The 13649-nt window shown below is 73.7% G+C and carries 10 protein-coding genes; 5 read left to right on the forward strand and 5 right to left on the reverse strand.

What is annotated here, in order from left to right:
• Positions 1-95: 95 nt before the first annotated feature.
• On the reverse strand, positions 96-1256 hold the full coding sequence (gene xylA / locus SM611_RS29625) for a xylose isomerase (RefSeq protein ID WP_371953597.1): 1161 nt from the start codon (positions 1254-1256) through the stop codon (positions 96-98).
• Positions 1257-1265: 9 nt separating this feature from the next.
• Positions 1266-2648 carry a xylulokinase gene (xylB, locus tag SM611_RS29630; protein WP_371953598.1) on the reverse strand — a complete coding sequence of 461 codons (1383 nt, stop codon included), beginning with the start codon at positions 2646-2648 and terminating at the stop codon, positions 1266-1268.
• 89 nt (positions 2649-2737) lie between these two features.
• Here xylB and SM611_RS29635 point away from each other — a divergent pair, with 89 nt between their 5' ends.
• Positions 2738-3943, forward strand: coding sequence for an ROK family protein (locus tag SM611_RS29635; RefSeq protein WP_371953599.1), 1206 nt, complete (start codon positions 2738-2740; stop codon positions 3941-3943).
• Here the strand turns inward: SM611_RS29635 and SM611_RS29640 are convergent.
• Genes SM611_RS29640 through SM611_RS29650 form a run of 3 tightly spaced genes read right to left on the reverse strand, consistent with a single transcriptional unit; the run spans position 3940 to position 8908 of the window.
• Positions 3940-5475 carry a glycoside hydrolase family 43 protein gene (locus SM611_RS29640; protein ID WP_371953600.1) on the reverse strand — a complete coding sequence of 512 codons (1536 nt, stop codon included), beginning with the start codon at positions 5473-5475 and terminating at the stop codon, positions 3940-3942. The genes SM611_RS29635 and SM611_RS29640 overlap by 4 nt on opposite strands.
• Positions 5472-7793, reverse strand: coding sequence for a beta-xylosidase/alpha-l-arabinosidase (locus SM611_RS29645; protein WP_371953601.1), 2322 nt, complete (start codon positions 7791-7793; stop codon positions 5472-5474). Before SM611_RS29645 ends, SM611_RS29640 begins: the two co-directional genes overlap by 4 nt.
• Positions 7790-8908, reverse strand: a complete 1119-nt coding sequence (locus SM611_RS29650) for a LacI family DNA-binding transcriptional regulator (RefSeq protein ID WP_371953684.1) — start codon at positions 8906-8908, stop codon at positions 7790-7792. Before SM611_RS29650 ends, SM611_RS29645 begins: the two co-directional genes overlap by 4 nt.
• Before the next feature lie 270 nt (positions 8909-9178).
• Between SM611_RS29650 and SM611_RS29655 the strand changes: the two genes are divergently transcribed.
• The 4 genes from SM611_RS29655 (at position 9179) to SM611_RS29670 (ending at position 13534) form a co-directional block, all read left to right on the forward strand.
• On the forward strand, positions 9179-10474 hold the full coding sequence (locus SM611_RS29655) for an extracellular solute-binding protein (RefSeq protein ID WP_371953602.1): 1296 nt from the start codon (positions 9179-9181) through the stop codon (positions 10472-10474).
• Positions 10471-11463, forward strand: coding sequence for a carbohydrate ABC transporter permease (locus SM611_RS29660; RefSeq protein WP_371953603.1), 993 nt, complete (start codon positions 10471-10473; stop codon positions 11461-11463). Before SM611_RS29655 ends, SM611_RS29660 begins: the two co-directional genes overlap by 4 nt.
• An 8-nt stretch (positions 11464-11471) precedes the next feature.
• Positions 11472-12299: a carbohydrate ABC transporter permease gene (locus SM611_RS29665; RefSeq protein ID WP_371953604.1), complete on the forward strand. Its 828-nt coding sequence runs from the start codon at positions 11472-11474 to the stop codon at positions 12297-12299.
• A 158-nt stretch (positions 12300-12457) separates the two neighbouring features.
• A complete protein-coding gene (locus tag SM611_RS29670; protein ID WP_371953605.1) occupies positions 12458-13534 on the forward strand; it encodes a lytic polysaccharide monooxygenase auxiliary activity family 9 protein in 1077 nt (358 codons plus the stop codon).
• Positions 13535-13649: the final 115 nt, after the last annotated feature.

Here is a 13649-nt window from a genome sequence, read left to right on the forward strand (position 1 = left end):
GGGAAGCCGCCGCCTCCTCGCCGGCCGGCGAGGAGGCGGCGCGGCGGAAGCCCGCCCCCGGGGAGGCGGGGCGGGCTTCCGGAGCGGGCGGCGCGTCAGGAGCGCACGCCGTAGAGGTGCTCCAGGGCGAGCTGGTCGAGGTGCTCGAACGCGGTGCGGCGGGCGCCGAGGGCGTCGGCGTCGGCGGTGGCGTCGCGGACGGAGCGCCAGTCCTCGCCGTCGGCGAGGGTCGGCTGGGCCAGCTCCTCCACCTTGGCCTGGCGGAGGGCGTCCTGGACGTCGGGGTCGGCGCGGAAGGCGCGGGACTTCTCGCGCAGGATCAGCCAGTTGCGCATGCACGCCGCCGCCGACTCCCAGACGCCTTCGTCGTCCTCGGTGCGCGGCGGCTTGAAGTCGAAGTGGACGGGGCCGCTGTAGTCGCTGTTCTCGATGAGGTCGACGACCCAGAAAGCGCCGCGCGCGTTGCCGGCGCCGAAGCGGAGGTCCTGGTCGTAGCGGGGGCCGTGCTGGCCGTTGAGGTCGATGTGGAACAGCTTGCCCTGCCACAGGGCCTGGGCGAGGCCGTGCGCGTAGTTGAGCCCGGCCATCTCCTCGTGCCCGACCTCGGGGTTCAGGCCGACGTTCTCGGAGTGCTCCAGGGTCTCGATGAAGGCGAGGGCGTGGCCGATGGTGGGCAGCAGGATGTCGCCGCGGGGCTCGTTGGGCTTCGGCTCGATCGCGAAGCGCAGGTCGTAGCCCTGGTCGGCGACGTAGGCGCCGAGGACGTCGAACGCCTCCTTGTAACGGTCCAGCGCGGCCCGCACGTCCTTGGCGGCGCCCGACTCGGCGCCCTCCCGCCCGCCCCAGCACACGTAGGTCCTCGCGCCGAGCTCGGCGGCGAGGTCGAGGTTGTCCATGACCTTGCGCAGCGCGAACCGGCGGACGCCGCGGTCGTTGGCGGTGAACGCGCCGTCCTTGAAGACGGGGTGGCTGAACAGGTTCGTCGTGGCGGTGGTGACCACGAGGCCGGTCTCGTCGAGGGCCTTGCGGAACGCGCCGACCTTCTCCTGCCGCTCGCCGGGCGAGGCGTCGAAGTCGAACACGTCGTTGTCGTGGAAGTTGACTCCGTAGGCGCCGATCTCGGCGAGCTTGCGGACGGCGCGGTCGGCGGGCATCGGCGGGCGGGTGCCGGGGCCGAACACGTCGACGCCCTGCCAGCCGACCGTCCAGATGCCGAACGAGAAGCGGTCCTCGGGCGTGGGCGTGTAGTCGCTCATGGTTCCTCCTCAGATCTCCGGGGCGGAGTCGCGCAGCGCGGCGTAGCGTTCGCGGATCTCCGGCTCGGTGCGGTCGCTGGTGTGCTCGGTGGCGGGCGGTGCGGGCCACTCGGGCGGCTCGGGCGTCCCGGCGAGCGCCCACGCCGCCTGGCGCGCCGCGCCCAGCGCGACGTACTCGGCGGGCTCGGGCACGGTCACCGGCGTCCCGAGGATGGCGGGGGCCAGCGCCCGGACGGCCGCGGAGCGGGCGCCGCCGCCGATCAGCAGGGTGCGGCGCGGCCGGACGCCCTGCGCGGTGAGGTGGTCGACGGCGTCGGCGAGCGAGCAGAGCAGCGCCTCGACCGCCGCCCGCGCCACGTTCTCGCGGGTGGCGTTCGCGCTGGTCAGGCCCGCGAGGACGCCGGTGGCGCCGGGACGGTCGGGGGTGCGCTCGCCGTCCAGGTAGGGCAGCAGCGTCACGCCGCCGGCGCCGGGCTCGGCGGCGAGGGCGAGCAGGGACAGCTCGTCCAGCGCGGCGCCGGTCATCGTGGCGGCGGCGGACAGGATCCGCGCGGCGTTCAGCGTGCAGACGAGCGGGAGGAACCGGCCGGTCGCGTCGGCGAACCCGGCGACGAGGCCGGAGGGGTCGGCGGCGGGCTCGTCCGCCACCGCGAACGCCGTCCCGGACGTGCCGATCGACACGACGACGTCGCCCGGCCGGAGCCCGAGCCCGAGCGCGGCGCCCATGTTGTCGCCGGTGCCGGGGCCGAGCGCCGCGCCCCAGGCGGTCTTGCCGACGTTCTCGCCGGGGGCGGCGACGCGCGGCGGCTCGGCGTCGCGGCCGAGCGCGGCGCGCAGCACGTCGGGCAGGTAGGAGCCGGTGGCGGGGGACCAGTAGCCGGTGCCGGACGCGTCGCCCCGGTCGGTGACCGGCCCGGACGCGCCGAGCCGCAGTGTCAGCCAGTCGTGCGGGAGCATCACGCGCTCGGTGCGGCGCGCGTTCTCCGGCTCGTTCTCGGCCATCCACCGCAGCTTGGTGACGGTGAAGGAGGCGACCGGCACGCTGCCCGTCCGCTCGGCCCACGCCTTCGCGCCGCCGAGCTCCGCGACGAGGGCGCGGGCCTGCGGCGCCGAGCGCGTGTCGTTCCACAGCAGGGCGGGCCGGACGGGCTCGCCCGCGCCGTCGAGCGCGACCATGCCGTGCTGCTGGGCGGCGACGGCGACCGCGTCGGCCCGTTCCAGCAGCCCCCGGACCCGGGAGAGGGCGTCCCACCAGTGGTCCGGGTGGCATTCGGTGCCGTCGGGATGCGGTGCCGACGCCTTCGCGACCACGGTGCCGTCCGCGGCGCGGCACAGCACCGCCTTCGTCGACTGCGTCGAGGAGTCGACGCCCGCGACCAGGATCTCGGCCATTCCGCCCCCTTTCGTAAACAGCTTGGACTAATTAACGTAGCAGAGGGCCCCGGTCCTGCCTAGAGACGCGCTTCATTTAGGGTTAATTCATGACAAAGTCCGCGAACGCCCCCGTCCGGCACGCGACGATGCGCGAGCGGAACCTCGCCGTCGTCCTGGAGCACGTGGCCCGGCACCAGCCCGTGACCAGGGCGCGGCTCGCCGAGCTGACCGGCTTCACCAAAACCACCGTGTCCAACCTCGTCGCCCTGCTGGAGGGCGCCGGGCTGGTCCGGGACGGCGCGCCCGTGCACGAGGGGGAGCGCGGACGCCCTGGCGTGGGCGTGTCCGTCCGCGGCGACGGCGCCGCCGGGCTCGGCCTGGAGGTCAACGTCGACTACCTCGCCGCCTGCGTCGTCGACCTCGCCCGGCAGGTCCGGTACCGGCATGTGGTCAGCGCGGACAACCGCGGGCGGGAGCCCGGCGCCGTCCTCGCCGCCCTGTCCGCGCTCGCGGACGAGGCCGTCGCGGCCGCCGCCGGGCAGGGCCTGGCCGTCGCGGGCGCCGCGATCGCCCTCCCCGGCCTGCTCGACCGCGAGGGCGGGGTGGTGCGGCACGCCCCGAACCTCGGGTGGACCGACGTCCCCGTCGCCGGCGCGCCCGGCCTCGCGGCGGCGCTGCCCGCCGAGTACGACAACGAGGCCAACCTCGCGGCGCTCGGCGAGCTGTGGTTCGGCGGCGGCGCCCGGTTCGGCGACTTCGTGCACGTGTCGGGTGAGATCGGGATCGGCGCCGGCATCGTCGTGGACGGGCGGGTCTTCCGCGGCGCGCACGGCTTCGCCGGGGAACTCGGCCACCTCGTCGCCGAGCCGGCCGGCCCGGTGTGCTCCTGCGGCGGGCGCGGCTGCCTGGAGCAGGTCGCCGGGCAGGAGGCGATGCTGCGCGCGGCCGGCCTGCCGGCGACGCGGCCCGCCGGCGGCCCCGGGGGCTCGGTCGGCCGGCTCGTCGAGCGGCTGGAGGCGGGCGACGCGGCCGCCCTCGGCGCGGTGTCCCGGGCCGGGCGGGCGCTCGGCGGCGCGCTCGCCTCCGTCGTCAACCTGATCGACCCCGACACCGTCGTCCTCGGCGGCGTCTTCTCCCCGCTGGCCGCCTGGGTGCGCCCGCCGCTGGAGGAGGTCCTCGCGGGCGGCCCGGGATCGCTGCGGCGGGGCGTCCCGCCGGTCGAGGTCTCCGGCCTCGCCGAGGGCGCCGCCGTCCTCGGCGCCGCCGGCCTGGTGGTGGAGCGCGTGATCGCCGACCCCGCGCTGCTGCTCTAGGGCGTCCCCGGGTCCGGGGTGTACTCGAACCAGGCGAAGTCGGCGTGGTTCGCGCTCGCCCGCCCGTTGGAGGTGGCGTAGAGGCCGATCAGGGCGCCGGTGAAGCCGCCCGCGACCTGGCTGGTCAGGAGGTCGCCGTCCACGGGGTCGCCGAGCGGGGCCCAGACGCCCGGCTCCGGGCTGTAGGACGCCTGGTACCAGCGCCCGCGGGCCTCGAAGCCGAGACCGACCCGCCCGGGAGCGGGCGGCGCCTTGGCGAGCACCGTCTCGACGCCCTGCTCGCGCTTCACCAGGAGCACGCCCTCGGCCGCCGACACCAGCAGGACGTGGAAGTCGTTGTTCTGGACGAGCGCCAGCCCCGCCCACTCCTCGTCCGCCGGTGTGAAGTCCAGCGCGGTGAAGGCGGCGAAGTCGTGGTGCTGCTGGCGCCGGCCCACGAACGACGGGTTGGCGACGTCCGAGAGGCTCTCCGGGCGGACGCGCAGCCGCAGCTGCCCCGGCCGCTCGGCCAGGCTCCACCACCGCTCGCGCGGCGGCCGCAGCATGGTCCACTCCGGGCCGAGTTCCGGGCCGTCGAACGGCCCGCCCCGCGGGACGGCCGGCCACGGGCACGGCGGCAGCGACGGCGCCGGATGGCTCGGCTCGACGCGCCCGCCGGTGACGGGCCAGCCGTCCTCCCAGGCGAGAGGGGTCAGGAAGGTCTCGCGCCCGAGGACGCACCGGTCCCCGCCGTGCGGGCGCATCGCCAGCAGGACCATCCACCATTCGCCGCCGGGCGTCTCCACCAGGTCGGCGTGCCCCGTGCCGACGACGGGGTGCCCGGTGCCGAAGTTCCGGTGGGTCAGCACCGGATTGCGCGGGCTGCCCTCGTACGGGCCGGTCACCGCGTCGGCCCGCGCGATCATGACGGCGTGGTCGAGCGCGGTGCCGCCCTCCGCGGTGAGGAGGTGGTACCGCCCGCCGATCTTGTAGAGGTGGGAGCCCTCCGACCAGATCGACCCCTTCACCGCGCCGTCCCAGATCACGTGCTCGGGCCCGGTCAGCGCCAGGGCCGCCGGGTCGAACTCGCGCAGCCAGATCTCGGTGTGCCCCTCGTACCGCCCGGTCAGCCGCGTGCCGGTGCACCAGGCGCGGCCGTCGTCGTCGAAGAACAGCGACGGGTCGATGCCCGCGCCGTCCAGCCGGTGCGCGTCCGACCACGGCCCCGCCGGGTCGGACGCGGTCATCACGAAGTGCCCGGACCACTCGGTCCCGTCCACGAGGGTGCACACCAGGTAGAAGGTCCCGTCGTGGTGGCGCAGGGTCGGCGCGTACAGGCCGCCGGACGCGGGCACCCCGTCCAGCGGCAGCTGGTCCGGCCGGTCCAGCGCGTGCCCGGCCGGCCGCCAGTGCACCAGGTCGCGGCTGTGGAAGACCGGCAGCCCGGGGAACCACTCGAACGTGGACGTCACGAGGTAGAAGTCGCCGCCCACGCGGCAGATCGACGGGTCGGGATGGCAGCCGGGCAGCACCGGGTTCCCGAACCGGGTCATAGCGGCGTCACCTCCACGGGGACGGTCATCACGCGGTCGGGGCCCGGCTCCCGGACGGGTCCCTCCAGGGTGAACGACCCGCGCAGCGGCAGGTCGGCGCTCGACCGCCCGACCTCGACCCCGACGGCGCCGGGCTCGACGACGCGCCGCAGGGCGGCCCCCGTGAAGGAGGTCCGGTCGGCGTGCACCTCGAACGCGACCCGGGCCGCCTCGCCCGGCTCCAGCCGCACCCGGGCCCACCCGGCGAGCCAGCGCACCGGCCGCACCACCGACGCGACCGGGTCGGACAGGTACAGCTGGGCGACCTCCGTGCCCGCGCGGTCCCCGGTGTTGCGGACGACGGCGCTGACCGTGACCGCCCCGTCCGTGGCCGCGCGCTCGCCGACCTCCAGATCGGAGTACTCGAACGTCGTCCAGGTCAGGCCGTGGCCGAACGGGTACAGCGGGACCGGGTCGACCGTGCTCCAGTCGTGCCCGCCGTCCATCGGCGCGCGCAGGTAGGTGGTCGGCGGGCCGGACGCGCGGCGCGGCACGCTGATCGGCATCCGCCCGGACGGGTCGACCCGCCCGGCGAGGACGCCGGCGACCGCCGGGCCGCCCTCCTCGCCGGGGAAGAACGCCTGCACGACGGCGGCGGCCCGGTCGGCGACGCCCTCGATGGCGTAGGGGCGGCCCGACAGCATCACGACGACCGTCGGCGTGCCGGTGTCCAGGACCGCCTCGGCCAGCTCGGCCTGCCGCCCCGGCAGCGCGAGCGTCTCGACGTCGCAGCCCTCCCCGGACGTGCCGCGGCCGAACAGCCCCGCCCGGTCGCCGAGCACGAGCACGCACACCTCGGCGTCCCGGGCGGCCGCGGCGGCGGCCTCGATGTCGGCGTCGTCGGCGACGAACACGTCCTTCGAGCCCGCCACGCGGACGCCGGGCAGCTCGGCGCGCAGCGCGTCCGCCACCGACGGGATCTCCACGCCGAGGGGCAGCTCGGGGTGCTGGCGGCCGACGTGGCTCGGGAACGTGTAGCAGCCCATCATCGCGAACGGGTCCTCCGCGAGCGGGCCCGTCACCACGACCCCGCCGCCGGTGCGCAGCGGCAGCACACCGTCGTTGGACAGCAGCACGACCGACTCCTCGGCCAGCCGCCGGGCCAGGGCCCGGTGCTCCGGCGGGTCGAAGTCCAGCGCCGCGCCGTCCCCGTCGCCGGGCACGCCGTCCAGCAGGCCCAGCTCGGCCTTCATCGCCAGCACCCGGCCGGCCGCCCGGTCCAGCAGTTCCTCCGGGACGGCGCCCGCCCGGACCAGCTCGATCAGCGGGTCGCCGTAGCAGCGGACGGTCGGCAGCTCCACGTCGATCCCGGCGCGCAGCGCGAGCGCGCCGGACTCGCCCCGCGACCCGGCCACCCGGTGCCGGGTCTCCAGGAACGAGATGCCGAAGTAGTCGGCGACGACGGTGCCGGTGAAGCCCAGCTCGTCGCGCAGCAGCCCGGTCAGCAGCCGCTCGTCCCCCGCGGACGGCATCCCGTCCACGTCGGTGTAGGAGTGCATGACCGAGCGGGCGCCGCCCTCGCGCAGCGCCATGACGAACGGTTCGAGGATGACGTCGGCCAGCTCGCGCGGCCCGACCGGCGCGGGCGCCATGTTCCGGCCGGCGCGGGAGGCGGAGTAGCCGGCGAAGTGCTTCAGGGTCGTGACGACGCCGGCCCGCTCCATGGCCTTCACGTAGGCCGTGCCGAGGACCCCGACGAGGTACGGGTCCTCGCCGATGCACTCCTCCGTGCGGCCCCAGCGCGCGTCGCGGACGACGTCCAGCACGGGCGCGAGGCCCTGGTGGACGCCGGCCGCGCGCATGCTCGCCGCGATCGCGGCGGCCATCTCGCCGACCAGCTCGGCGTCGAAGGCGGCGCCCCACGCGGGCGGGCTCGGGAACACGGTCGCGCCCCACGTCATGAAGCCGTTGAGGCACTCCTCGTGCGCGATCGCCGGGATGCCGAACCGGTTGCCGGCGGCGATCCGCCGCTGCAGCTCGCGGAGCCGGGCGGCGCCCTCGGCGGCCGGGACGGGAGCGGTCCCGAACACGCGGGTGAGCTGGCCGAGGCCCCGGTCGACGACCTCGTCCAGGGACGGGGCGGTCTCGTGCGAGTCGTCCTCCATCGGGGCCACCGGCTCGCCCGGCTCGGCGGGCATCGCCCAGAACCCGGCGAGCTGCCCCGCCTTCTCCTCCAGGGTCATCCGGGCCAGCAGGTCGGCGACCCGCTCGGCGACCGGCGACCCGCGGTCCTGCCAGGGCTCGCGGGTCGCGCTCGCGGCCGGGACGGCTTCGGTCATCGTTCCTCCGTGTGGACCGGCGTGGTGGGGTGCGGCGGCGCGGTGGGGTGCGGCGGTGTGGTGGGGTGCGGCGGTGCGGTGGGGTGCGGCGGTGCGGTGGGGTGCGGCGGTGCGGTGGAGGCGCGGACACGCAGGTCGGTGGCCAGCTCCACGCGCGGGGTCAGCGGCGGCCGGCCGTCCAGCAGCTGGAGCAGGGTGCGGGCCGCGACGCGCCCCATCTCCTCCAGCGGCTGCCGGACGGTCGTCAGCGGCGGCGAGAGCCATTCGCAGGTGGGCAGGTCGTCGAAGCCGACGACGCTGAGGTCCTCGGGGATGCGCAGCCCGGCGAGCCGCGCCGCCTGGTAGGCGCCCATGGCCTGCTCGTCGCTGCCCGCGAAGATCGCGGTCGGCGGCTCGGGGAGCTCCAGCAGCTCGCGGGTGCGGGCGAACCCGCCCTGGTGGTGGAAGTCGCCGTAGCGGACGAGGTCCTTGTCGACCTCGATACCGGCGCGCTCCAGCGCCGTCCGGTAGCCGTCCACCCGGGCCTGGGTGCAGAGCATGTCGGCGGGGCCGCCGATCATCGCGATGCGGCGGTGGCCGAGCTCGATCAGGTGCTCGGTGGCGGCCATCCCGCCGGCCCAGTTGGTGGCGCCGACGCTGGCGATGTCGGTGTCCGGCAGGTTCACCGGGTCGACCAGGACGAGCCCGACACCGGCCCGCTCCAGCTGCTCGCGCTGGCGGCGCGTCATCCGGGAGGTCACCAGGATGACCCCGTCGCTGTGGTGCAGCGCGGGCAGGTTCTGCCAGCTCGGCGGCCGGGCGTCGTCGTCGCGGACGAGCGAGACGACGACGCCGGTGCCGTGCTCGGCGCACTCGGCCTCCACACCGCGCAGGATCTCCACCGCCCACGGGCTGTCGAGCCCGGCGAGGACGAGGTCGATCAGGCCGGACCTGCGGGCCCGGCGGGAGCCGCCCGGACCGGGGTAGTTGTGGGTGCGCAGCAGCGCCTCCACCCGCTCGCGGGTCGCGGCGGCCACGTCGGTGCGGCCGTTCAGGACCTTGGAGACCGTGGCGGGGGAGACTCCCGCCTCCGCCGCGATCAGCGCCAGGGTGGGCCGGGCCGGGGGGTCCGGCATCTCATCGGTGGTGCGCACGGGCACGCTTCACTCCTCCCCGAGGAAACGATTGCGAACAGTATCGCAATGTTTCGCTCGCTCCTAGCCCCCGAGTCGGACTTCTCAACATTTCATTTAGGTCAACGAGCGTCGAAGTCTTGACCCTGGGGTGGCCCTTTCTTAGAGTTCCACGGCAACGGCAAGCTCGAAGAGTTTCGAAAAGCTTTCGACGCGGGACGGTCACCCGCCCGCCGGTCCAGGCCAGCCCACCCCCCGATCCAGGAGGCCACCATGGGCATCCCACACCTGTCGCGCCGTTCGTTCCTGACCGCGGTCTCCGCGGGCACCGTGGCGATCACCGCCGCGCCCCTCCTCGCCGCCTGCGGCGACGGCGACTCGGGGGGCGGCGGCAAGGTCACCGTCGAGTGGATGGACATCGCGACCACCGAGCCGTCCAAGACGCTCTATCCGCAGATCGCCAAGGCCTACGAGGCCGCGCACCCGAACGTCCGGATCAAGCTCACCAACCTGGAGAACGAGGCGTTCAAGTCGAAGATGACGGCGCTCACCGCCTCCGGCAAGCTGCCGGACATCTTCGTCACCTGGGGCGGCGGCGTCCTCAAGCAGCAGATCGACGCCGGCCTGGTCAAGGACGTCACCTCCGACGGCTCCGCCATCCTCGGCACCATGACGCCGGTGTCGCAGAAGCCGTACCAGTTCGACGGCAAGACCTACGCCATCCCGTACGACATGGGCGGCGTGGGCTTCTGGTACAACAAGGCGCACTTCGAGAAGGCCGGGATCAAGGACACCCCGAAGACCTGGACCGAGTACCTGGACGCCGTCCGCAAGCTCAAGTCCGCGGGGATCACCCCCATCGCCGTCGCCGGCAAGGACAAGTGGCCCGAGATGTACTACTGGGCCTACCTCGCGATGCGCATCGGCGGTCTGCCCGCACTGCAGCAGGCCGAGAAGGCCAACGACTTCAGCGGCCCGGCGTTCGTCTCCGCAGGCCAGAAGCTCAAGGAGCTCGCCGACCTGGATCCCTTCCAGAAGGGCTTCCAGAACGCCGGCTACGACACGCCCGGCGGACAGGCCGCGACCATGGGCGGCGGCAAGGCCGCCATGGAGCTGATGGGGCAGTGGGCGCCCGCGGTGGAGAAGGACGCCTCCGGCAAGGACCTGGGCGACGACCTCGGCTGGTTCCCCTTCCCGAGCGTGGAGGGCGGCCAGGGCCAGGCCACCGAGGTGTTCGGCGGCGGCAACGGGCACGCGCTCAGCAAGGACGCCCCCAAGGAGGCCATCGACTTCCTGGCGTTCCTGATGAACATGGAGAACGAGAAGAAGCTCGTCTCCTCGGGCGCCTTCATGCCGGTCGTCAAGGGCGCGGAGAACGAGCTCGACAAGAACCGCAAGCTGGTCGCCGACGCGCTGAACTCCTCCACCGGGTTCCAGCTCTACCTCGACCAGGCGTTCCCGCCCGCGGTCGGCCAGGAGGTCAATGACAGCGTCGCGGCGCTGATCGGGGGCAAGAAGACGCCCCAGCAGGTCACCGAGTCGGTCACCAAGGTGGCCAAGAGCCAATGACCCTGTCCGCCACGACCGACGACCGGCCGCGGCACGCCGCACGGGCCCCGCGCAGGCGGGGCCCCAGGGCGTCGACCGGGGAGCGGCTGCGCGGCTGGGCGTCCAGCACCTGGTTCCTGCTCCCCGCCCTGCTGCTGTTCTTCTTCTTCGTCCTGATCCCGATCTTCGTCGCGTTCTACACGAGCTTCTTCCGCTGGGGCGGTTTCGGCTGGCCCGAGGACTTCACCGGTCTCGGCAACTACCGCAAGCTGGCCGACGACCCCGTCTTCCGCGGCGACCTGTGGCGCGGCCTGCTGATCATCGTGTTCTCGATCGCCGTCCAGCTCCCGATCGCGCTCGGCGCGGCCGTCCTGCTGAACCAGCGGATGCGCGGGCGGGCGGTCTACCGGGCGATCTTCTTCGCGCCCTACATCCTGTCCGAGGTGATCGCGGGCGTCCTGTTCGGCATCATCTTCCTGCCCGGCAGCGGACTCGCCGACAAGATCGTCGAGGACCTGCCGCTGCTCGGCGACCTCGCCGGCAGGTGGTTCGCCGACCCCGACACCGCGCTCCCCACCCTGTTCGCCGTCATGACGTGGAAGTACTTCGGCTTCCACATGATGATCTACCTCGCCGGGCTGCAGGGCATCCCGACGGAGGTGCTGGAGGCCGCCGCGATCGACGGGGCGGGCCCGTGGCGGCGCTTCCGCAGCGTCACGCTGCCGCTGCTCGGCCCGACGCTGCGCATCAGCGTGTTCCTGTCCGTCATCGGCTCCCTCCAGTTGTTCGACCTCGTGTGGGTCACCACGACGGGCGGGCCGACGCACTCCACGGAGACGATGGCCGTCACCATGTTCCAGTTCGGCTTCAAGCGCTACCAGATGGGCTACGCGGGCGCGATCAGCGTCGTCATGTTCCTCATCTGCCTGGTCTTCTCCCTGCTGTACCAGCGGTACGCGCTGCGCCGCGACCTGCAGGGCGCGGTCACCAACGCGGGGGGCCGCCGATGAGAGCGGGCATGAGAGCGGGCATGGCGCGGAGCCTGTCCCGGCACACGCTGGTGTGGGTACTCGGCTCCTTCGTCGTCGTCCCCCTGCTGTACGCGGTGATCTCCGGCTTCAAGACCACCGGCGACCTCACCGCGGACCCGCTGGGGCTGCCGCACCCGTGGAAGGTGTCCAACTACACCGGCATCCTGTCGTCCGGCGACTTCTGGCGGCAGATCGCCAACAGCGTGCTGATCGCCGTCGCCACCACGCTGATCACCGTCGCGGTGTCGGCGCTGGCGGCGTTCGCGTTCGCCCGCTACGCCTTCCGGGGCCGCGAGTTCTTCTTCACGCTGTTCGCGGCGGGGCTGATGTTCCCGCCCGCGGTGGCGGTGCTGCCGCTGTTCGTCCTGCTGCGCTCGTTCGGGCTGCTGGACAACCCGCTCGGCATCATCCTGCCGCAGGCCGCGTTCGCGCTGCCCATCACGATCATCATCCTGCGGTCCTTCTTCCGGACGATCCCCGCCGAGCTGGAGGAGGCCGCCATCATGGACGGCTGCACCCGCCTCGGGTTCTTCTGGCGCATCCTGCTGCCGATGGCGCGGCCCGCCCTCGGCACCGTGTCGGTCCTCGCCATCGTGACGAGCTGGAACAACTTCTTCCTGCCGCTGCTGGTGCTCGCCGACCCGAAATGGCAGACGATCCCCGTCGGCATCCAGCAGTTCCAGGGGCAGTACTCGACGAACTACGCGCTCGTCATCGCCTACATCGTGCTGGCGATGGTGCCCGCGATCGCCTTCTACGCCGTCGCCGAACGCCAGTTGATCGGGGGCCTGACGGCCGGCGCCACCAAGGGCTGAGCCCCGCCGCGGCACGGCCCGGACGGCATCGTCCGGGCCGCTCGGTCCTGCCGCCGCGCCCTTCGGGTGAAAGGGTGAAAGGACCGTTCCGGGCCCCGCCGCCACGGAGCTAGCGTCCGCTTGGACAGGACCTTCCTCGGCCCCTGGACGGGAGGACGATGGGAAAGCGAAGACGAAGAGCGCTGCTGGCGGGGTCGGTGCTCGGCCCCGCCATGCTGGCGGGCGCCCTGGTCACGGCCGTGCCGGCGTCCGCGCACGGCGCGATGATGGTGCCGGGCAGCCGCACGTACCTGTGCTGGAAGGACGGGCTGTCCTCGACCGGGCAGATCGTCCCGCACAACCCCGCGTGCGCGGCGGCCGTCGCGCAGAGCGGCTCGAACTCGCTCTACAACTGGTTCGCGGTGCTCCGCTCGGACGGCGCGGGCCGCACCCGCGGCTTCATCCCCGACGGGGAGCTGTGCAGCGGCGGCGCGGTCGTGTACGACTTCAGCGGCTACGACCTGGCCCGCGACGACTGGCCGGTCACGCACCTGACGTCCGGCGCGGACCTCGAGTTCAGGTACAACAAGTGGGCGGCCCACCCGGGGACGTTCCGCACCTACATCACCAAGGACACCTGGAGCCCGACCCGCCCGCTCAGCTGGGACGACCTGGAGGCCCAGCCGTTCTACAGCGCCACCGACCCGCCGAGCGTCGGCTCGCCCGGCAGCGAGGACGCGTACTACCACTGGAACGCCCGGCTCCCGTCCGGCAAGACCGGCCGCCACATCATCTACACCGTGTGGCAGCGTTCGGACAGCAACGAGACGTTCTACGGCTGCTCCGACGTCGTGTTCGACGGCGGGAACGGCGAGGTGACGGGCGTCGGCGAGGGCGACGGCGACCCGACCGACCCGCCCACCGACCCCACCGACCCGCCCGGCACGCCCGGCAAGGTGTGCACCGCCGAGTACCGCTCCATCAACGGCTGGGGAGGCGGCTACCAGGGCGAGGTCAAGGTCACCAACACCGGCACGCTCCCGCTGAACGGCTGGACGGCCCACTTCACCTTCGCCAACGGCGAGACGGTCGGCAGCCTGTGGAACGGCACCTACACGCAGTCCGGTCCGGACGTCACGGTGAAGAACGCGGACTGGAACGGCTCGCTGGCCGTCGGCGCCTCGACGACGTTCGGGTTCACCGCGAACGCCCCGGGCTCGGCGACGGACCTCGAAGCGCACTGCATGACCTCCTGACCGCTCCCGACGGATTCCTGCTCCCACCAGAACGCGGCACCACCGGAGACAGGCTCCACCAGAACACGGCCCGCGGCGTCCGACAGGGGACGCCGCGGGCCGCTCCCGTTCCGGC

Source organism: Actinomadura monticuli (genome assembly GCF_041463655.1).
GTDB classification, from domain to species: domain Bacteria; phylum Actinomycetota; class Actinomycetes; order Streptosporangiales; family Streptosporangiaceae; genus Spirillospora; species Spirillospora monticuli.